This window comes from Micromonospora sp. ATLC20 (assembly GCF_057196585.1).
The window spans coordinates 1-20,217 of sequence record NZ_JBXUOV010000102.1 but is presented as its reverse complement, the minus strand read 5'-3'; the positions used below and the strand labels follow the sequence as shown (position 1 = coordinate 20,217).

The window sequence follows — 20,217 nt, the reverse complement described above, 5'->3', positions numbered from 1 at the left end:
TCGTCGCGGCGCTCGCCTGCGTGCTCGTGCTGGCCCTGGCGGTGGCCGGGCTCGCCGTGCTGCGCCCCGGCCCGGTCGCCGGGTGGCTGGGCGATGTCGACAGCACGGGTACGGCGGTCGCCGCGCCGCCCGAGCCCACGCCGTCGGCCGTGCTGGCCGGTCCGGACGGCAACGCCCCGCTGCCCACCGAGGCCGGCATCCGTACCGCCCTCGACCTGCTGGTCCGCGCCGCCGCGCTCGGCGACCGGGTGCACGTGTCGGTGGCCGACGTGAGCACCGGCCAAGCGCTCTACGGCAGCGGCCAGGACACGCCCACCGTGCCCGCCTCGGTGACCAAGCTGGCGACCGGGGTGGCGGTGCTCGCGGCGCGCGGTCCCGCCTACCGGATCCCGACCCGGGCCGTGGCCGGCGCCAACCCGGGCGAGGTGGTCCTGGTCGGCGGCGGCGACCCCACGCTCGCCGTGGACAAGAACGGCTTCTACCCCGGCGCGGCCCGGCTGGACGACCTCGCCGCCCAGGTACGCGACGCGCTCGGCGGCACCGCCCCGACCAAGGTGATCGTCGACTCGTCGCTGTTCAGCGGCCCGGTCTTCGAGCCCGGCTGGGACGCCGACATCCCCACCGGCGGCTTCGGCGCGGCGATCACCGCGCTGATGACCGACGGCGCCCGGAAGAACCCGGCGGAGGCGCGGCGCACCGCCGAGGAGACCAACCACGCCGCCGAGCGGGTGCCGCAGCCCGACCTGACCGCCGGCCGGCAGTTCGCCAAGTTGCTCGGCCTGACCGGCGGCGCCGCCCAGGTGAGCCGGGGCACCGCGCCGGCCGCGTCCGGCGCCACGGGTACGGCCCCCGGCGCCGAACTCGGCACTGTCGAGTCCCTGCCGATGATCCGGCTGGTCGACATCATGATCAGCGACAGCGACAACGTGATCGCCGAGGCGATGGCCCGCCAGGTGGCGCTCGCCAAGGGCAAGCCCGGCTCGTTCGTCGGCGGCGCGGCCGCGACCGACCAGGTGCTCGGCGAGCTGGGCCTGCCCGCCGGCGAGATCAGCCTGGCCGACGGCAGCGGGCTGTCCCGCACCAACCGGATCAGCCCCTCGCTGCTCACCGACCTGATCACGCTCGCCGGCAACGGCAGCCACCCCGAACTCGCGGCGATCTTCGGCGGACTGCCGGTCGGCGGCTGGTCCGGCACGCTCGACGAGCGCTACCGGGCGGCGGCGACCCGCGCCGGAGCGGGCGTCGTCCGGGCCAAGACCGGCACGCTGAGCGGCGTCAACGCGATCGCCGGCACGGTTACCACAGCCGACGGCCGGCTGCTCACGTTCGCCGTGCTCACCGACCGGACCCAGGGCTCGCTGGACGAGACCCGGGCGGCGCTGGACCGGATCAGCTCCGCGCTGGCCGGGTGCGGCTGCCGCTGACCGACGGGCGTCGATCGGCCGGCGCGAGCCCGGGTGGGGGTGTTCCGGCGCGGGTACGGTGGGTTCATGGCGCAGTTCGTGGACTGGGATCTGGCCGCCGCGACAGCGGGGGCGCTGAGCAAGTCGGGCCCCCGGGTGTCGTACGCCGAGGCCACCGACGTGGTCGGCGACCTGCGCCGGCTGACCGACGAGGCGGCCGGTCACGTCGCCGACTACACCGGCCTGCGCGCGCAGGTCGCGCACCCGCCGGTACGTGTGGTCGACCGCCGGGACTGGGCGGCGGCGAACATCGCCGGGCTGCGTGAGGTCGTCTCCCCGCTGGTCGAGCGCCTCTCCGGCGACAAGCGGCCGGGCGCGCTCACCGAGGCGATCGGCTCCCGGGTGACAGGTGTGCAGGCCGGCACCGTGCTGGCGTACCTGTCCGGCCGCGTGCTCGGCCAGTACGAGGTCTTCGCCGGCGACCCCGGCCAGCTGCTGCTGGTGGCGCCGAACATCCTCGAGGTCGAGCGGAAGCTCGGCGCCGACTCGCGCGACTTCCGGCTCTGGGTGTGCCTGCACGAGGTCACTCACCGCACCCAGTTCACCGCCGTGCCGTGGATGCGCGCGTACTTCCTCGGCGAGGTGCAGGCGTTCGTGGACGCCTCCCAGGGCGGTGAGCACCTGCTGGAACGGCTCCGCCGCGGTGTGGCGACGCTCTCCGACGCGGTGAAGGACCCGGAGAGCCGGGCCAGCGTGCTGGACATCGTGCAGACCCCGGCCCAGCGCGCCGTGCTGGACCGGCTGACCGCGCTGATGACGCTGCTGGAAGGCCACGCCGAGTTCGTGATGGACGGCGTCGGGCCGCAGGTCATCCCCAGCGTCGAGTCGATCCGGGCGGCGTTCAACCGCCGCCGCGAGTCCGGCAACCCGCTGGAGAAGGCGATCCGGCGGCTGCTCGGCATCGAGGTCAAGATGCGCCAGTACGCCGAGGGCCGCAAGTTCGTGCACGGCGTCGTCGACCGGGTGGGGATGCAAGGCTTCAACAAGATCTTCTCGTCCCCGCTGACGCTGCCCCGCCTGGACGAGCTGGGCGACCCGGACGCCTGGGTGTCGCGCGTACACGGGCCCGCCGGTGCCACCCCGCCCGTCGGCTGATCCGGCCGGTCCGGCCGGGCCGCTCGATCCGGCTGATTCTGCGGGCTGGGCTGATTTTCCTGGTCCGCTCGGTTCGGCTTCTTCCGCGGGCCGGGCTGATTCCGGCGCTCGGTCGCGCCGCTCGCCGTCGCCCGCTCCCGTCGTCGCCGGGGTGCGGCTCGCCGTCCGCCGGATGCTGACCGGCCTGCCCGGCGGCGGCCCGGTGCTGGTGGCCTGCTCCGGCGGGGCCGACTCGCTCGCGCTCGCCGCCGCCACCGCGTTCGTGGCCCCCCGGCTCGGGCGCCCGGCCGGCCTGGTGACAGTCGACCACGGCCTGCAAGCCGGGTCCGCCGAACGGGCCGAGGCGGTCGCCGGCTGGGCCCGCGCCGCAGGGCTCGACCCGGTCGAGGTGCTTCCGGTACGCGTGGACGGCCGGCCCGGCGGACCCGAGGCGGCCGCCCGCGAGGCCCGGTACGAGGCGCTGGTCGCTGCCGCCCGCCGCTACGACGCAGCCGGGGTGCTGCTCGGGCACACGCGCGACGACCAGGCCGAGACCGTCCTGCTCGCGCTGGCCCGGGGCGCCGGACCGCGCGGGCTGTCCGGGATGCCGGAGCGGCGCGACGTCGACGGGGTATCCCTGCTCCGCCCGCTGCTCGACGTCACGCGCGCCGACACCCGGGCCGCCTGCGCCGCGCTCGGGCTCGACCCGTGGGCGGACCCGCACAACGCCGACCCCGCGTACGCCCGGGCCCGGGTCCGGTCCGACGCGCTGCCGGCACTCGTCGACGCGCTGGGGCCGGGGGTGGTGGCCAACCTGGCCCGTACCGCCGGGCTGCTCGCGGCCGACAACGCCGCGCTCGACGCGCTCGCCGACACCGCGCTCGCCGACGTCCGTACCGCTGACGGTGGGCTGTCCGTAGCCGGGCTCGCCGAGTTGCCGGCCGCCGTCCGTACCCGGGTGCTGCACGCCTGGGCCCGTGAGCTGGGCGCGACGCCGGCCGCGCTGTCGCACAGTCACGTGGCGGCGCTGGACGCCCTGGTCACGGCCTGGCACGGACAGGGCCCGGTGCACCTACCCGGCAACCACCAGGTGCGCCGCCACACAGGCCACCTCCTGCCCTGACCCGCGCGCCCGCCCACCCCGCCCTTGCCCGTCCCCCGTCCCGTTGATCAAGGACTTTTGGTCACTTTCCGGCCCTCTCCAGCCCGCAAACTCCTTGATCACCGCTCCCGGGGGTGGCGGGCGGGGGCGTCGATCATGAAGTTGACCGGGAGGAAACGGGCGGAAAGCGCGGTCAACTTCATGATCGACGGGGTGGGCCGGGGTGGGCGAGGTCGGCGGGGCGGGGCGGGGCGGGGTGGGTCAGGTGGTCTGGCGGTCTCGGAAAGTGGTGCGGTAGGCCAGCGGGGTGGTGCCCACGCGACGGGTGAAGTGGTGCCGCAGCGCCGCCGCGTCGCCGAAGCCGGCCTGCTCGGCAACGCCCTCCACGCTCAGCGTGGTGTCCTCCAGCAGGTGCCGGGCCAGCAGCACCCGCTGGTTGGTCACCCAGTCGTGCGGAGTGGTGCCGGTCTCGGCGCGGAACCGGCGGGCGAACGTCCGTGGCGCCATCCCGGCGCGCGCCGCCAGCTCGTCCACCGTCACCTGCCGACGCAGGTGTCCCATCAGCCATTCCAGCACCGGTTCCAGCGTGGGTGCCTCCGGTGCCTTGGGGATCGGCGCCTCGACGTACTGCGACTGGCCGCCGTCGCGGTGCGGCGGCACCACCATCCGGCGGGCCAGCCGGGTCGCCACCGCGGAGCCGTGCTCCTGGCGTACCAGATGCAGGCAGGCGTCGATGCCGGCGGCGGTGCCGGCGCTGGTGAGCAGCCGGTCGTCCTGCACGTAGAGCGAGTCGCACTGGACCCGGGCGGCCGGGAAGCGGCGCTGCAGCTCGTCGGTGTACCGCCAGTGGGTGGTGCAGTCGCGCCCGTCGAGGATGCCCGCCTCGCCGAGGACGAACGCGCCGGCGCAGACGCTGAGCAGCCAGGCGCCCCGGTCGGCGGCGCGGCGCAGCGCGGCGAGCACCGGTTCGGGTACCGGGGTGCCGTCGGCGTGCGCGGGCACCGCCACCAGGTCGGCGTCCTCGACCGCGCCCAGGTCGGCGGTGGGGCTGAGCAGGAACCCGGAGCGGCTGCGGACCGCACCGCCGTCGGCGGTGCAGACGTCGAACCGGTATCCGGGGAAGTCGTCGGCGGTGCGGTCGGTGCCGAAGACCTCGGCGAGCACGCCGAGTTCGAACGCGGCGACCTGGTCCATGGCGATGACGGCGACCGAGCGGAGCATGTGACGAGGGTAACCCGACAGGTGGCAGGAAATCGATGCCCGGTGACATTCCTGCCACTGTCCGGATCGGTCGGTGGCCCGCAGAATCAATGGTGTCCGGTGCGCACCGGCGGCGAAAACAGTCTCAACCATGCGAAAGCGAGCGCCGCCATGACCGTTCTGCTGCTTCTGCTGTTCCTGCTCCTCCTCGTTGGCGCCAGCGCCTTCGGGTTCACCGCCGACACCCGCGACTCGGCCGACTGGAAGCCGAGCGACGACGGGCAGCGCTGGCGCTCCCGTACCTGCTGAGGTGATTTATTCAGTTCGCGCCGAAAATCCCCGGCGGGACCGCGCCAAAAGGGGCGGCCCCGCCGACGGCGGCGCGGGGGCGTACGGCAGGCTAGGAGCATGGCTGACGGCTCCTGGTACGACGCCGACATCGACCACGTGATCATCTCGGAGGCGCAGATCCGCGACAAGACCGCGGAGCTGGCCAAGCAGGTCTCGGCGGACTACGCCCACGTCGAGGACGGCCTGCTGCTCGTGTGTGTGCTCAAGGGAGCGGTCATGTTCATGGCCGACTTCGCCCGCGCGCTGGGCCGCCAGGGCCCGCCCGCCGAGCTGGAGTTCATGGCCGTCTCGTCCTACGGCCAGGGCACCACCTCGTCCGGCGTGGTCCGCATCCTCAAGGACCTGGACCGCGACATCGCCGGCCGCCACGTGGTGGTCGTCGAGGACATCGTCGACTCCGGTCTGACGCTGTCCTGGCTGCTGCGCTACCTGGAGTCGCGCTCCGCGGCGAGCGTCGAGGTGGTCGCGCTGTTCCGCAAGCCGGACGCGGTCAAGGTGCAGGTCCCGGTCAAGTACGTCGGGTTCGACATCCCCACCGAGTTCGTCGTGGGCTACGGGCTCGACTTCGGCGAGCGGTACCGCGAGGTGCCCTACGTCGGGGTGCTCAAGCCCGAGGTGTACGCGCGGGCCTGAGGCTTTGCCGAGCCCTTCGTCAGCTGACATTCAGCGGGCTCTCAGTCTTCCGGTCTACGGTAGGAGTCGGTGACGTGGAGGCACCCTCCACGCCCGGCCCCTCGAACCGCGTGACCGTGCGGTGTGGGCGGGCCGGGTGGGAGCTCCCCGCCACGCCGGCTCGAACCCGGGTTCGCCCTACGCGTAAGTGCCGGGCTCGCAAGCTCACTCGTCGCGCGCGCCGAGGTTCCGGATGTGCGCGACTGCGGGGCTCGCAAGCTCACTCCTCGCGCGCACGGTGTACCGTCGAATGACCGTGGTGCGGCAGTTTGCGTGCCCCGGGGGTCGGGCCGGCCCGCACGGCGGCCCCGGCTGCCGCTCAAGGCGGCGACACCATTCAGACGGTCAGGACGTCGATCAGGAGGATGCGGGCGCCTCGGCACCCGACTACAGCATGGAACGTACGCGTTTCTTCCGCCGACCGGTGGTCTGGATCATCCTGGTCATCCTCGGCGCCGTTGTGCTCAGTCAACTGTTCACCGCTGGTCCCAGCTACCACCGGGTGGACACGTCCGTCGCGCTCGACCAGCTCAACAAGGGTGGCATCGAGAAGGTCGTCTTCCAGGACAAGGAGCAGACGCTCCAGCTCGACCTGAAGGACAAGGCCAAGTTCGACGGCGACACCACCACTGACAAGATCGAGGCGCAGTTCCCGTACGAGGTCGGCGGCCAGGTCTGGAACCAGGTACGCGAGGCCGAGGCGGCGGACCGCATCACCGGCCCGGTCGACACCAAGGTGTCGTCGGACAGCATCTGGGTCAGCCTGCTGGTCAACCTGCTTCCCATCGCGCTGCTCGTGCTTCTGCTGCTGTTCTTCATGTCGCAGATGCAGGGCGGCGGCTCCCGGGTGCTCAACTTCGGCAAGTCCAAGGCGAAGATGATCACCAAGGACACGCCGAAGACCACCTTCGCTGACGTCGCGGGTGCGGACGAGGCCGTCGAGGAACTGCACGAGATCAAGGACTTCCTGCAGAACCCGGCCAAGTACCAGGCCCTGGGCGCCAAGATCCCGAAGGGCGTGCTGCTGTTCGGCCCGCCCGGTACCGGTAAGACGCTGCTGGCCCGCGCGGTCGCCGGCGAGGCCGGGGTGCCCTTCTACTCCATCTCCGGCTCCGACTTCGTCGAGATGTTCGTCGGTGTCGGCGCCAGCCGCGTCCGCGACCTGTTCGAGCAGGCCAAGTCGAACGCTCCGGCGATCGTCTTCGTCGACGAGATCGACGCCGTCGGCCGCCACCGCGGCGCCGGCATGGGCGGCGGTCACGACGAGCGGGAGCAGACGCTCAACCAGCTGCTTGTCGAGATGGACGGCTTCGACACCAAGGGCGGCGTCATCCTGATCGCCGCCACCAACCGGCCGGACATCCTCGACCCGGCGCTGCTGCGCCCGGGCCGGTTCGACAGGCAGATCCCGGTCGACGCCCCCGACATGGAGGGCCGCAAGGCCATCCTGCGGGTGCACGCCAAGGGCAAGCCGTTCACGCCCGACGTCGACCTCGACGCGGTCGCCCGGCGTACCCCGGGCTTCAGCGGCGCCGACCTGGCCAACGTGATCAACGAGGCCGCGTTGCTCACCGCTCGTAAGGAGCAGCGGGCGATCACCAACGACTCCCTGGAGGAGTCGATCGACCGGGTGATCGCCGGCCCGCAGCGCCGGACCCGGGTGATGAGCGACCAGGAGAAGAAGATCACCGCGTACCACGAGGGTGGGCACGCGCTGGTCGCCTGGGCGCTGCCGCACGCCGCGCCGGTACACAAGGTGACCATCCTGTCCCGGGGCCGCTCGCTGGGTCACACGCTCGTGCTCCCCACGGAGGACAAGTACACCCAGACCCGGGCCGAGATGATCGACACCCTGGCGTACGCGCTGGGTGGCCGGGCGGCCGAGGAGCTGGTCTTCCACGAGCCGACCACCGGCGCCGGCAACGACATCGAGAAGGCCACGCAGCTGGCCCGCGCGATGATCACGCAGTACGGCATGAGCTCCAAGCTCGGTGCGATCAAGTACGGCACCAGCGGCGACGAGCCGTTCCTCGGCCGCAACATGGGCCACGAGCGGGACTACTCCGACGCGGTGGCGGCCGAGATCGACGGCGAGATGCGTGCGCTGATCGAGCTGGCCCACGACGAGGCCTGGGAGATCCTGGTGGAATACCGGGACGTCCTGGACAACATGGTCCTGGAGCTGATGGAGAAGGAGACGCTCTCCACCGCCGACATGGCCCGGATCTGCGCGCGTGTGGTCAAGCGCCCGCCGATGGCGCCGTACCACGGCTTCGGCAAGCGTCAGCCCTCCACCGAGCCGCCGGTGCTCACCCCGGCCGAGAAGGAAGCGCTGGCCGCGCAGGCCCGCGCCGACGCCGCCGCCTCGATCGGTGGTTCCAGCAACAACTCGGACGGTACGCACTGAACAGCGATCCGACGACGGCCGGCTCCCACCACAGGGAGCCGGCCGTCTCCGCGACCGAGCCCGACGGCGACGACGCGCTCGACTACGTGGCCGCACGCCTGATCAGCGGCAAGCTCACCGGCGGCCCGGTGGAGGACAGCGTCGACCTCGCCCGGATCGAGAAGGCGGTCCGCGAGATCCTCATCGCGGTCGGCGAGGACCCGGACCGCGACGGCCTCCAGCAGACGCCGGCCCGGGTCGCCCGCGCGTACGCCGAACTCTTCGCCGGCCTGCGGGTCGACCCGGCCCAGGTGCTCCGCACCACGTTCGAGGCCAACCACGAGGAGCTGGTGCTCGTGCGGGACATCGACGTGATGAGCCTCTGCGAGCATCACCTGCTGCCGTTCCGGGGCAGCGCGCACATCGGCTACATCCCCGGCCCGGACGGCCGGATCACCGGCCTGTCGAAGCTGGCCCGGCTGGTCGAGGTGTTCGCCCGCCGGCCGCAGGTCCAGGAGCGGCTCACCTCGCAGATCGCCGACCTGCTGATGTCCAGCCTCGCCCCGCGCGGCGTGATCGTCGTGCTGGAGTGCGAGCACATGTGCATGGCGATGCGCGGCATCCAGAAGTCGGGCGCGAAGACCATCACGTCCGCCGTGCGCGGCGGCCTCCAGAACGACGCGAAGTCGCGGGCCGAGGCGATGGCACTGATCATGGCCCGCTGACCCTCGACCGGCACCGACGGCCGCGCCTCCCGCCCGGGAGGCGCGGCCGTCGTCAGTCGGGCAGCATGGCGAGCAGCAGTCCGGCGGCGGTGAGCACCGCCGGGACCAGGCAGACCAGGGCGCCGAAGCGAGGCGTCCGGTCCACCCGGTCGGTGGGCCGCGGGCGGAAGACGCGCCCCACCGCGAGCCAGCCCAGCATGAACGCGACAGCCGGCAGCGGCAGCCCCACGAGCAGCGCCAGCACCGTCACCGGCCCCGGACCGGCGACCGCGTACAGCAGCAACTGGAGCAGCGGCACCACGAGCGCCAGCGGCCCGTACACCAGCAGGTTGCGGGGCCGGGACGGCCACCGGGCCAGCCGCGGCAGGCCGCGCGCGCTCAACGTGTCGTCCGCCGCGCCCGCCCAGTCCCCGGCCGCGCGCAGCGCCGCCAGCACCGCCGACGGCCCGCCCGCCATCGACCGGGCCGCCTCGGTCACCTCCGGCGGCGTCGGGACCAGCGACATCGCCGGTACGCCCAGCTCACGCAGCCGGGACTGCTGTGGCGCCAGCCGCTCCCGTACCGCTGTCAGCTCCTCGCGGGCCGCAGCCACCGACCGCGCCTGCTCCCCGGCGGCGGTGGCCGCCGCCCGGCGTACGCCGTCGAGCGCCCGCGCGGCGGCGACGTACTCCGCCCAGGCCGACTCGGCGGGGTCCGCCACTGTGGTCGGCCCACCCGCGCGGGGCCCCGGTACGGTCGTGCCGGTCTCGCTCATGCGGCCCCCTCCCCGGTGCGCTCCGACGCCCGCGGGTCCGGCTCGACCCGCGCGGTCGCCACCTCGGTCGTGCCGAACGGCACGAAGACGGTGCCCTGCTCGTCCGGGCCGTCCCAGAGCACCGCGCGACCGGGCCGGGGCCGCCACCAGACCGGACGGTCGAAGAGCTGCTCCAGCCGGCCGCCCGGCACGTCGGTGACCGCTACCGCGGTGAGCTTGTCCACCTCGCCCTCCGGACCGAGCAGTCCGGCCAGCGGCGCCGGTGTCCGCCACCAGCCGAGCAGGTGCCGCCCGGCCGGCGGGCCCTCCAGCAGCAGCGTCCGCAGCAGGTCCGGCGGCAGTTCGGTGGCGTCCGGCACGTCCAGCCCGAACACCACCAGGTAGCCCGGCTCGTCCGAGTCCATCGCGGTCCGTAGCCCAGCGGCATCGACGGTCTCCACCCGGTGCCGCCCGGCAAGCTCGGCGGCGAGCACCCCGGCCGGCTCGGCAGACCCGTTCGCCAGCGGCGCCAGCACGAACCGGGCCGCGCCCGGATGCGCCGCAGCCGCGCTGCGTACCGCCGTGACCAGCAGCCGCTCGGCCTCCTCGTCCCGGCCCAGGACGGCCAGGTTCCGTCCCGCGCCCGGCCCCAGCGGCACCGTCACCGTGGACCGCCGCACGTCCACCGCCCGGCCCAGCAACGCGGCGGGCGCGTGGGTCCGCCCGGCCAGCGCGGCCCGGTGCCGGGGATCGTTGGCGAGCAGCGGGCGGGCGTACCCGGCGAACACCACGGGCGGTGTCGCCGACTCGCCCCGCGCCTCCCAGAGTCGTCGCCGCAGTTCGGACAGGACCTCGGGATCCTCGTACGGATCCGGGAAACGGATCATCCGCTCGTGCCCTCGGGTCGCGCCGCGCGGACCGCCCAGGCCACCCGCCGTGTTCACCACAGCGCTGCCCACCGGCAGCCCGGCCGCCGAGTCGTTCGCCGGTTCCAGCACCGCCGACCCGCCGGGCAGCGCCACCCGCACCGGGAACTGGCCGAGCAGCGGGTCACGCGGACCGCCGATGCCCAGGTCACCCTCGCCGGCCAGCACCAGGTGGATCCCGTACGACCGGCCGGCGCGGGCGAGCGCGTCCAGCCGGGCCAGCAGGTCGGCGGCGAGCCGGTCCCGCTCGCGCAGGGCCAGCGGGAAGTTGTCGACCACGCAGACGATCCGGGGGAGCGGCTGGTGCTGCCGCAGCTCGGTATAGCGCTGCCCACCGGCCCGACGGGACGCGTCCTCGCGTCGGCGCAGCTCCGCCTCCAGTTCGCCGAACAGGTCGGCCACGTACTCCCGGTCGGCGGCCATCCCGGCGGCACGCACCTGCGGCACCCAGGAACGGTCCCGCTCGGTCTGGAGGAACTCCACGAACGACTCGCCGTCGGCCAGGTCGGCCAGGTAGAGCGCCAGCTCGTCCGGGCCGTACCGGGCGGCGAGGCCGAACAACGCGTCGGTCAGGAACGCCGACCGCCCCGCCTGACCCCGGCCGCTGACCAGCCAGTGCGGGGTCAGCTCGGTGAAGCCCAGGCTGACCGGACGCCCGGCGGCGTCACCCACAGTGGTGCTCAGCCCGTCGGTCGAGCCGGTCGTCCAGAAGCCGTCGGCAGGCAGCAGGTCACGAAGGGAGAGACGGGAGCCGTCCTCGATCTGCCGGGCCAACCGCGCGCACACAGCGGCGACCAGGTCGGCGGGCGGATCCTCGTCGAGGAACACGGGCGAGTTCAAGCCGCCCGGCGGCTCGGCGCCCGGACTGCTGAAGCCGGCGCCGGGCGGGTCACCGACCAGCGCGTACGCGGTGCGAACAGTGACCACTGTGGTACGCGGCAGCGGGCTGCCGTCCGGCCAGCCGGCGAGCACCAGATGCAGCCCGGCGCGCGGCCCGCCCTCGGCCAGCCCGGCGAGCCGGTCCAGGTCGCTGGTGGTCGTACCCTCTGGCAGCGCGGCGACGACGAGCAGCAGCGTCCGGTCGTGCCCGCGCTGCCGGGCCGTCCCCGCCGCGACCCACTGCTCCGCCTCGGCCAGCACCGCACGCATCCCGGCGAGGTCGGTGGCGGGCGGGGGCAGCAGGCCGGCGTCGGCGAGCGGCGCGTACCCGGCGAAGGTGTCACCGGAACCGCCGTCCACCGCGCGAGCCAGCAGCGCTCCCGCCGGCGTCGCAGCGAACACGCGCAGCAGCAGCGCGCGGAGCAGCCCGGCCACCCGGGCGTCCGAGGCGTCGGCGTCGAGGCTCAGGTGGCCGCTGCCGAGCAGCGGCACCAGCGCGGGGAAGCGGGCGTCGTCGAGCGGCGCGGCGGTGCCCACCCGGACCAGCGGCGGCAGGCCGTCACCGGGAGGCGTCGTCGCGCTCAGCGCTTCCAGCGGCCCGCCTGCCCAGCCGGGTGCCGCCACGTCGGCCGCCGCCCGCAGGCGTTCGGCCAGCTCGTACTGCCGGTGGTGGTCGGCCGGCGCGGGCCGGATCTCGTCAAGGATGCCCGCCGCCGCCGTCGCGGCGGCCTCGGCCCGGCGGTGCAGCGCGGCGGCCCGGCCGGCGCGCGCCTTCGGAGTCGCCACCGCGTCCACCTCTCTTTCCGAGGCCGACATGTCCTCCCCGAGGTGTGACGGTAACCCAGGCGGCGGCCGTGCGCCGGGAGGCCGGTCGGCGCGGTGAGCTGGTCGGCGGTGAGCAGCCTCACCCCGCCGCCGGTCGGTGTCCGCCCGGCGGTTCGCCACGATCCGCCGGTTCCAGGCATTGGGTACGCGCGGCGCAGCCGATAGCCTCAGGAGGTGGAATCAGTGCAGCCCCCCGCCGGTTCCCAGGTGTCCCGAGTACCGGCGCAGCGAACCCCGCCGGAGCAGTTGGCGCCCCCCGCGCCCGCTCCCGCACCGGTACGCCAAAAGCGTCCGGTGCGCACAGTGCTCGCTGTCGTCGCGGGTGTGCTGGCGGTGCTGTGCACCGTCGGCGGGGTGGTCGGGTTCGTGCTGTACGACCGAGCAACCGCCCCGGACCGAAGCGCCCCCGACGTCGTGGTGGACAACTATCTTCGGGCCTTCCTCGTGGACCGCAACGACACGAAGGCGCAGGAGTTCACCTGTAAGTCCGAGGGGGACCTTGACGCCCTCCGGGGCCTTCGCGCCGAGATGGAACAGCGGGAAGTCAACTTCAACGTGGTGGTCCGAGCCAGCTGGGGGCCCCTGACCAGGGTGGAGAGCGGCAATGGTGAGTCGGTGACCACGACGCTGACCATCTCGAGCTCGGCTGATGGTCAGCCACGAAGCAGCCGACGTGAGGACTGGCAGTTTCGCGTCGTTGAGCGAGACGGATGGCGCGTCTGCGACGGCAGAAAGCTGGGTTGAGCGGCCTCACTCCAACCAGAGCAGGTGCACCGGCACTTCCAACGTGGTCGGTGCCTGGCCGCGCCACGCCCACCGGTACCACTCCAGCTCCGGAGCCACCCGCACGCAGATGTCGCCGTCCGCGCCGGAGTAGGTCTCGGTGACGGCACGCAGGTCGCGCCGTTCCACGCCGTTGTCCACGTGCACCACGCGCCGCCCGGTCACCGCGTCGGCCTCGAACACCGGTGTGGGCGGCCGGCGTTCCGGCACGTCCAGCGAGACCAGCCGGAGAGCCGGGGCGCTCGTCCCGGCCGTCGGCCGCCGTTCACCGATGGTCTCCACCCAGACCCGCTCCACAGGTACCAGCGGCGCGAACACCTCCACCTGTTCGGCCTCGGCCCGGTACCACTCGTGTTCCGGGATCACCGGTACGTAGGTGCGGCTGCCCTGCACCACCCGCTCGTCGGCCCGCAGGTCGCCACGCCAGCCGAGGCCGGGCAGGCCCACGAGCACGCGGCGGCCGCGCAGCTCGGTACCGCCGGTGGCGGGCACGGTCTCCACCGGCCGGGGCGGGAGTGGCGCCCAGTCGGGCCGGTCGGCGAACGGGTCGGGCAGGGGGTTGCTCATCCGCCCGGCCTCACCCGGTCTCGCCGAGGGGGGCGCCCCGCTTGCGCATGAAGGGCACCGGGTTCTCCGCCCCGTTGCTGGACCGGTCGCCATTGCGGTGCACCTCGAAGTGCAGGTGCGGGCCGGACGAGTTGCCGCTGCTCCCGGAGAGCCCGATGACCTCGCCCGCCTCGACCGACTGACCCGGCACCACGCGGGGTCGCTCGACCATGTGGCAGTAGCGGGTGATGAATCCGCCGGCGTGCAGGATGTCCACGAACCATCCGCAGCCGCCCTTGTTCGGCCAGCCGTCCCGGTCGCAGTCCCGCCGCCCGGAGCGGTCGGGGTCGCAGCGGGCCACCAGTACCCGGCCCGCCGAGGCGGCGTGGATCGGCGTGCCCTTCGAGGCGGCCAGGTCCACGCCTTGGTGGCTGGGGCGGGCCGTGGTGCGGAAACCGGAGACCACACCGCCGGGCAGCGGCGCGGTCCAGCCGGAGGCGGCGATCCGGTCTCCGGCCGCGGCGTCGCACACCGCCTTGCCGGCGATCTCCACGGTCCGGGCGGCGCCGCCGGCCAGCGCGTCGACGATGGCTCCGGCTAGTTCCTCGTGCTTGGCGTAGGCGTCGGGGTAGGCGCTGACCTGGACTTTCTGGGCGACCACAGTGAGCGGGCGCTGCTGCCAGTTCGGCACCTTCTCCATCTTCTGGTAGAACTTGCGGGCCGCGTACGAGGGCGTCATCCGCTGCTCGACGCTGCCCCATCCGGGCCGCTGCTGGAACAGGCCCAGCGAGTCGTGGTCGGCGCCGACCCCCTCGTGCGGCAGCGCCAGCGATGTCGGCACCGTACTGTTGGCGAGGTTGCGCAGCGCTGATTCCTGCATCGCGGTGGCCAGCGCGATCACCCAGCCGCGCGCGGGGAGCTTCATGTCCTGGCCGACCTTGATGATGACCGCGGCGTTGCGCAGCTGCCGCTCGCCGTACTCGGCGAAGCGCGGCATGTCGCCGGTCAGGTTCACCTGGTAGGTGGGATCGCAGTTCAGGGCCGCGAGCTTCGGGTCGTCCTCGTCGCCGCCGAGTTCGGTGAGAAGGAAGGCGCCGGCGCCGCCGACGCAGCAGAGCAGGGCGAGCACGCTTGTGACGGCGGTGGCGACCACGCCCAGGCGCAGCTTCCGGCGGACCTGTCCGGCGACGGCCGGGCCGGCGGTCACGACCGCTCCCAGTCGATCGCGTCCACCAGCCAGGGGCCGTCCGGTGCGACGAGCTCGAGCCGGAGCGTGCCGTTGTCCAGCGGAACCACCGCCTCCACGAAGGACTCGGTACGAGGCCGGAGCGTCGGGGTGCCGGCGGTCCTCCGTGCGGGCACCGTCTCCGGGTCGGCATCAGTCATCTTCTCGGCCAGCGCCGGCGTGGAGAGCGGCCGCAGGCGGGCCTGCCACGCGTCGCCGCTGCTGCCCGGGCCGCTCAGCCACGCGGTGGTGAACCGGTCGGCGACCTGCTCCGGCGTGTCCTCGCCCGGCCGGGTCTTCGGGGCGACGGCGGTCGGCGGGCCGGCGAGCACGCCGTCGTCACCGGCCTCCGGGTCCGCGGTGCTGATCGGCTGGGTGGGGCGGCTGGTCAGGCCGAGGCCCGGATCGCCGGGGCCGGCGACGAGGCGGGCCGCGCCGATCACCCCGAAGACCAGCACGGCGATCACCAGGGCGATGCCGATCCGGGACCGGAGGACCCGGGTGAAGAGGAATTCCAGCGCGCGTCGCACCGGACTCACCGGGCCTCGGAGCGGATGCGCGGCGCCGGCCGGGCCGGTGCGGTGCCGCGGCCCGCCGAGTCCGGCCGGTAGACGGCGTAGGAGGGCGCTTCCTCCGGCACGTCCGGCTCGGTCCAGGTCGACGGTGCGCGCCGGGGGCGGGGAGTGCCGCCGGGACGCTCACCCGGCCGTCCGGTCGCGGGCGCCTCCTCCGGCCGTTCCCGCCCGTCCGGCCGTTCCCGCTCGGCGGGTGTGGCGCTGTGCGCCGGATCCTCGTGCCGGGCCTCCGGCCGGAGACTGCGCTGGTCGGCCGTGACGGTGCGGCGCTTGCCGATCGCCGGCTCGTTGGTGCCGCCGGGCTCCGCCACGTCCAGCCGCGCGGCGATCCGCATGTCCCGGAAGAACCGCCGATGCCAGGAGCCGGCCGAGCTGACCGCCTCGCTGCTGTCCTTGCCGCCGAGCTGGGTGATCCGGCGGTACGGCCGCAGCAGCAACCAGCCGACCACCCCGCAGAGCCAGACCAGGACCACCTGGAGCCAGCCGGGCAGCGTGGCGGTGTTCATGATCAGGTCGACGGCGAAGAGGTAGATGGCCGCGCCGGTGCCGAAGATGGCGATGTTGAAGACGGCGGCGACCACCGCGTTCGCCAGCCGCCGGAGGCCGGCGCTGGCCGGGCGCATCAGGCCGACGGTGCCGAGGATCGGCGCGGCGATCACCGCCCAGCGGAAGATCAGGAAGCCCAGCAGCACCAGCAGCGACGCGGTGAGGTCGAACATGGCGAACAGCACCGAGGCCAGCACCGCGATGAACCCGGCACCGATCCGGTCCATGTCCTTGGTGCCCTTGAGGTACTCGTACGCCTCCGGGTCCTCGGTCTTGATCTGCTCGGCGACACGGGCCCACTGCTGTTGCTTGGCCTTGATCGTGCCCTCGCGGGTGGCCGGGTTCTGGCGGAGCTTCTCCGACTCCTCCCAGGTCAGGGACTTGGCGTCGTACAGGGCCGGGCCGTACTTCTTCGCGGTCTCGCTGTCGGCCGAGCCGAGCACACCGCGCAGCCAGTTCCGGTAGAGCATCGTCTCGGTCGCCGTATCACTCGCGCGTACGGCAGGAGGACGATGATCCTTGCACGCCTGCGGATTCGGGTCGTCACATTGGCCAGGCGGCGTGTCCTTGGTGGATGGGCCGACCGCGTCGTGCACGACGCCCAGCGTGGTGATCAGCGTGTTGTCGGCGATGTTCGCGGACTTGACCGGCCAGGCGGCCAGCGCGGTCACCGCCACCATCACCAGCAGCGCCCAGCCCGCGGTGGTCATCGCGTTGCTCATGTCCGACTGGCGGGACCGCCAGAGCAGGTAGAGGCCGACCACGCAGACGGTGATGATGCCGAAGACGCTGAACACCTTCTGGTAGACGGCCTTCGTGGCCTGCTCCACCAGCGGGTCGGCCCAGCTCCACATCGTGCGCGGGTCCCAGGCGCGCTCGCGCAGCGCGTTCGAGGCGCCGATCACCGCGTTGGCGAACATGAACTCGCCGTTGGCGACCATCGTCGTGAAGCGGTAGTCCGGATGCAGCACCGAGGAGGCGCAGCCGCCGTCCACGTCGTACGTGTTGTAGCTGTACCCGGCGTACCCGTAGTCGCTGTAGAGGCCCTTCGGGCCGGGCTCCTTCGCCGAGTCGGGCCGGGACGCGAACCAGCCGGCCAGGCCCGAGTCCGGCGCGGCGGGCACCGGCGCGTTGCGGCACTCGACCTGGTCCTCGCTGACCGCCTTGAGCTTGCCGACGCAGGACCGGAAGTCGGCCTGCCACTCTTTGGTGCTGCACAGCTCGGCGCGCGCCTGGGTGACCGGCGCGGCGGCGTACGCGGGTGTGGCCGCTCCGATCACCGGCCAGGAGATCGTGGCCCCGGCGAGTACGCCGAGCGCGAGGAGGAGCGCCGCGATCCGTGCCCGGGCCCTCGCCATGTCACGCCTCCAGATCAGCCAGGACGGTCGGCAGTATCCCGGCGGCCTGGGCGACCGCGGCGGGGGTGGTGTCCAGGTGCTCCAGCAGCCCGTCGACGTACGACACGTCGACCCGGACCTTCTGCACGCGTCCGTCGACGTCGCGCATGACGAACTCGCGGAAACCGAGCCGGTTGGCCGATCCGCTGTCCGCCTGGGAGAGCGAGGCGAGTGTCGCCTCGTAACCGTCGTCGACAGGTACCCGCAGCAGGCGCAGCGCCTCGGAGGCGATCTCACTGTCCTCGGCGATCCGGCCGACGAAGACGGTGGAGACGAGGTTCTGCACGTCGAGGCCGAGGATGTCCTTGGGGTTCTGCGAGGCGACGAGCGCGGCGAGGTTCCACTTGCGGGAGTCGCGGGCGAGCCGGACCAGGAACGAGCGCCCGGACCGCCAGCCCTCCATGAAGTGCGCCTCGTCGAGGCCGACCAGTTTCCGGGAGGACATCGAGCCGCCGTAGCAGCGGCGTACGGCGAGCCGGTGCGCGGTGTGCAGCATCGGCAGCGCGAGCGCCTCCTCGGCCGACCAGTACTCCCGCTCGATCTTGAGGTCGGGGAGCCGCAGACCGGCCATGGTGATGACGGTGAGAGCGGCGTCGGCGCCGAGCAGCCCCTCCGGCGGCCGGCCGAAGAAGAGCATGGCCAGCGGCATCTCGGCGGTGTCGAGGAGGAGGTGCGCCAGTTCGCGCCCGGCGTCGTCGTCGAGCCCTTGGAGGCAGGTCACCACGTCGTCGAGCGTGGAGGTCTCCTCGGCGGGCACCTGGCGTACGGCGTGCCGGAACAGCGTGGCGGTGGACGCCTCCCGGGCCACCTGCGGCGGCACCAGCATCATGCAGATGTCCTGCACCAGCATCCGGCGCTCGGCGCGGGCGTTCGACACGGCGATCTCGAACTCGCGGTCGCCCGCCGGGCCGGCGCCGAACTCGCTGCGCAGCGGTGTCGGGATCAGCGCGTACGGCGCGAGCGTGCCCTGCTCCGAACCGGTCAGGTTGAGCACCCGCGAGTACGGCGCCAGCTCGGGCATGGCGCAGAGCCGGGCCAGCGGGCCGGACGGGTCGAGCAGCGTCACCTGCACGCCGCGCCGCGCGGCCAGGTAGCCGAGCGCGCCGAGCAGCGTGGACTTGCCACCGCCCGGTTCGGCGACGAAGACGGCGAGGCCGGAGCGCTCGCGTACCTCCATCGGGAAGTGCAGGTCGAGGAAGACCGGCCGGCGGCAGGTGCCGGCGGTGCGCCCGATCAGGTCGCCGCGCCGGTCGCCGACTGTGGACGCGGCCTGCGGCAGCGCGGCGGCGAGCAGGTTGACCGGCATCCGCCGGACGTAGCCGGTGTTGGCGATCGGCTCGCCGGGGATGAACTCGCGGGCCAGCCAGTCCTGGTTCTTCGGGTGCTGGAGCGAGATCCGCAGCTCGCGGGAGTAGAGCTGGATGAGCCGCCGGGCCCGTTCCAGGCACTCCTCCCGGGTACGGCCACCGACCGCGATCCGGTGCCAGCCGTGTGCCCGGGCCGAGTCGACGGGCAGGCCGGTGGTCATCTCGTCGCCGATCACCAGCGCCCGCTTGGCCAGGCGTTCCAGCTCCGGCGGCGCGTCGATGCCGTGCTCGGCGTAGTCGAGCTGCTGGGAGCGGATCATCCGCAGCCGGTGTTCGAGGTTCCGGAAGGAGTCGTTGGGGCCGAGGATGTCGACCCGGGTGGACAGCTCCATCGGCCACGGCAGCCGCTCGTGGAAGTGCAGCCAGGGCTCGTGCCGCTCGGGGATCTCCAGCGGCTCCATCCGGCCGACCGCGAGCACGGCGACGTGGCGTTCCTCGCCGGTCATCCGGTTGACCAGCTTCACCGTCGAGCCGTACGGGGTGCGGTAGCGCTCGACCTGCTCGGTGAGGGCCAGCAGGTCGCCGCGTTCCCACCGGCCGTTGGTGATCGGGGACAGGACGCCGGGCGGCGCCATGCACAGCGCCACCGAGCGGTAGAGCAGCCATTCCAGTTCGGGCGCGGTGACCCGGCGCCCGCGCATGCCGAACGCGCCGAGGACCTCGTCGAACTGCTCGACGGTACGGCTCAGCCGGCGCCGCTCACCGTCGGCGGTGCCCCGGCCGAACGTGCGCAGGAGCCGTTCGGTGAGCGAGTCGCCGAGCGACCGGCGGGCGAACGTGACACCGAGGTAGGTCTGGCCCTCGGCGTGGTTGACCGCCATCAGGTGCCGCTGTGCGGCGACCAGGTGGTCGGCCCAGCCGGTGGTGCCGGGCACGTCGGGCAGCGGGGCGGCGGTGTGCGCGTCGATGGTGCGGGCCCACTCGTCGGCCGGGAAGGGCCGGGTGGTGCGGCGCAGGTGCAGCCGGAACCCGGCGAGTCCGGCGTACTGCTCGGAGATCGCCGAGAGCAGCGCCTCGCGTTCGGCGTCCGGCCGGAACGCCCATCGCACCTCGGGCAGCCAGTACCAGGCGGTGACGGTGTTCGGGGTGAAGGTGAGGTGGCCGGCGATCTCGGTGATGGCCAGCTCGACCGAAGGGTCCCGGTCACCGAACTTGATCTTCGGGGCGCGGACCCGGACCGGCTTGGTCGGCCGGTTGCGGCGTTCCGGCGTGCGCTGCCGGGGCGGTGCCACCTCGCGGTGCGCCGGGCGCCCGACCTCACGCGACGGTGCCGCGCCGGTCGCGATCGGTTCCGCCGGAGTGACATCCGGTTCCCGGTGGTCGGCGGGAGCGGGAGCGGGGATCGGCGGGGGAGGCGGGAGTGCCGGCTCGGGCTCGGCCGGGGGGCGGAGCGCCGGCAGCCGGTCACCGGCCTGCTGCGGCACCCGGCTCCGGGGCGGCGG

16 protein-coding genes are annotated in these 20,217 nt (G+C 73.5%); 8 read left to right on the top strand and 8 right to left on the bottom strand.

Annotated elements, in window-relative coordinates; translation table 11 throughout:
• From dacB to tilS, 3 genes are all read left to right on the top strand, one after another.
• On the top strand, window positions 1-1,424 hold a 1,424-nt coding region (gene dacB, locus AC2CHG_RS20345; protein WP_484525347.1), incomplete at its 5' end, for a D-alanyl-D-alanine carboxypeptidase/D-alanyl-D-alanine endopeptidase.
• Between the two features lie 66 nt (window positions 1,425-1,490).
• A complete protein-coding gene (locus AC2CHG_RS20340; RefSeq protein WP_120574100.1) occupies window positions 1,491-2,558 on the top strand; it encodes a zinc-dependent metalloprotease in 1,068 nt (355 codons plus the stop codon).
• Window positions 2,559-2,730: 172 nt separating this feature from the next.
• On the top strand, window positions 2,731-3,660 hold the full coding sequence (gene tilS, locus AC2CHG_RS20335) for a tRNA lysidine(34) synthetase TilS (protein WP_484525350.1): 930 nt from the start codon (window positions 2,731-2,733) through the stop codon (window positions 3,658-3,660).
• A 240-nt stretch (window positions 3,661-3,900) separates the two neighbouring features.
• On the opposite strand, the gene AC2CHG_RS20330 is transcribed toward tilS, so the two are convergent.
• Window positions 3,901-4,860, bottom strand: coding sequence for a GlxA family transcriptional regulator (locus tag AC2CHG_RS20330; protein ID WP_355511575.1), 960 nt, complete (start codon window positions 4,858-4,860; stop codon window positions 3,901-3,903).
• A 150-nt stretch (window positions 4,861-5,010) separates the two neighbouring features.
• On the opposite strand from AC2CHG_RS20330, the gene AC2CHG_RS20325 reads away from it, so the two are divergent.
• The 4 genes from AC2CHG_RS20325 (at window position 5,011) to folE (ending at window position 8,973) form a co-directional block, all read left to right on the top strand.
• Window positions 5,011-5,148, top strand: a complete 138-nt coding sequence (locus AC2CHG_RS20325) for a hypothetical protein (RefSeq protein WP_018786602.1) — start codon at window positions 5,011-5,013, stop codon at window positions 5,146-5,148.
• A 99-nt stretch (window positions 5,149-5,247) separates the two neighbouring features.
• Window positions 5,248-5,823, top strand: a complete 576-nt coding sequence (gene hpt / locus AC2CHG_RS20320) for a hypoxanthine phosphoribosyltransferase (protein WP_013288988.1) — start codon at window positions 5,248-5,250, stop codon at window positions 5,821-5,823.
• Between the two features lie 433 nt (window positions 5,824-6,256).
• The gene (ftsH, locus tag AC2CHG_RS20315) at window positions 6,257-8,269 is read left to right on the top strand and encodes an ATP-dependent zinc metalloprotease FtsH (RefSeq protein WP_135242355.1); all 2,013 of its coding nucleotides are present in this window, start codon (window positions 6,257-6,259) and stop codon (window positions 8,267-8,269) included.
• A gap of 86 nt (window positions 8,270-8,355) precedes the next feature.
• On the top strand, window positions 8,356-8,973 hold the full coding sequence (folE, locus tag AC2CHG_RS20310; protein ID WP_013288986.1) for a GTP cyclohydrolase I FolE: 618 nt from the start codon (window positions 8,356-8,358) through the stop codon (window positions 8,971-8,973).
• A gap of 52 nt (window positions 8,974-9,025) precedes the next feature.
• Here folE and AC2CHG_RS20305 read toward each other — a convergent pair whose 3' ends face one another.
• Complete coding sequence (locus tag AC2CHG_RS20305; protein ID WP_484525346.1) at window positions 9,026-9,727, bottom strand: hypothetical protein; 702 nt, start codon at window positions 9,725-9,727, stop codon at window positions 9,026-9,028.
• Window positions 9,724-12,306: an FtsK/SpoIIIE domain-containing protein gene (locus tag AC2CHG_RS20300; RefSeq protein ID WP_484525349.1), complete on the bottom strand. Its 2,583-nt coding sequence runs from the start codon at window positions 12,304-12,306 to the stop codon at window positions 9,724-9,726. The genes AC2CHG_RS20305 and AC2CHG_RS20300 overlap by 4 nt, the downstream gene beginning before the upstream one ends.
• Window positions 12,307-12,519: 213 nt before the next feature.
• Between AC2CHG_RS20300 and AC2CHG_RS20295 the strand changes: the two genes are divergently transcribed.
• Window positions 12,520-13,080 carry an Rv0361 family membrane protein gene (locus tag AC2CHG_RS20295; protein ID WP_484525348.1) on the top strand — a complete coding sequence of 187 codons (561 nt, stop codon included), beginning with the start codon at window positions 12,520-12,522 and terminating at the stop codon, window positions 13,078-13,080.
• A 6-nt stretch (window positions 13,081-13,086) separates the two neighbouring features.
• Here AC2CHG_RS20295 and AC2CHG_RS20290 read toward each other — a convergent pair whose 3' ends face one another.
• From AC2CHG_RS20290 to AC2CHG_RS20270, 5 genes are all read right to left on the bottom strand, one after another.
• Window positions 13,087-13,686 (bottom strand): hypothetical protein, encoded by a 600-nt coding sequence (locus AC2CHG_RS20290; protein WP_355511580.1) that lies wholly within the window; start codon window positions 13,684-13,686, stop codon window positions 13,087-13,089.
• A 10-nt stretch (window positions 13,687-13,696) separates the two neighbouring features.
• Window positions 13,697-14,872 (bottom strand): M23 family metallopeptidase, encoded by a 1,176-nt coding sequence (locus AC2CHG_RS20285; RefSeq protein ID WP_366620065.1) that lies wholly within the window; start codon window positions 14,870-14,872, stop codon window positions 13,697-13,699.
• Window positions 14,869-15,429 (bottom strand): hypothetical protein, encoded by a 561-nt coding sequence (locus tag AC2CHG_RS20280; RefSeq protein ID WP_402813626.1) that lies wholly within the window; start codon window positions 15,427-15,429, stop codon window positions 14,869-14,871. Before AC2CHG_RS20280 ends, AC2CHG_RS20285 begins: the two co-directional genes overlap by 4 nt.
• A complete protein-coding gene (locus tag AC2CHG_RS20275; protein ID WP_355511587.1) occupies window positions 15,426-17,369 on the bottom strand; it encodes an MFS transporter in 1,944 nt (647 codons plus the stop codon). Before AC2CHG_RS20275 ends, AC2CHG_RS20280 begins: the two co-directional genes overlap by 4 nt.
• 1 nt (window position 17,370) lies before the next feature.
• On the bottom strand, window positions 17,371-20,217 hold a 2,847-nt coding region (locus AC2CHG_RS20270), incomplete at its 5' end, for an ATP-binding protein (RefSeq protein WP_484525345.1).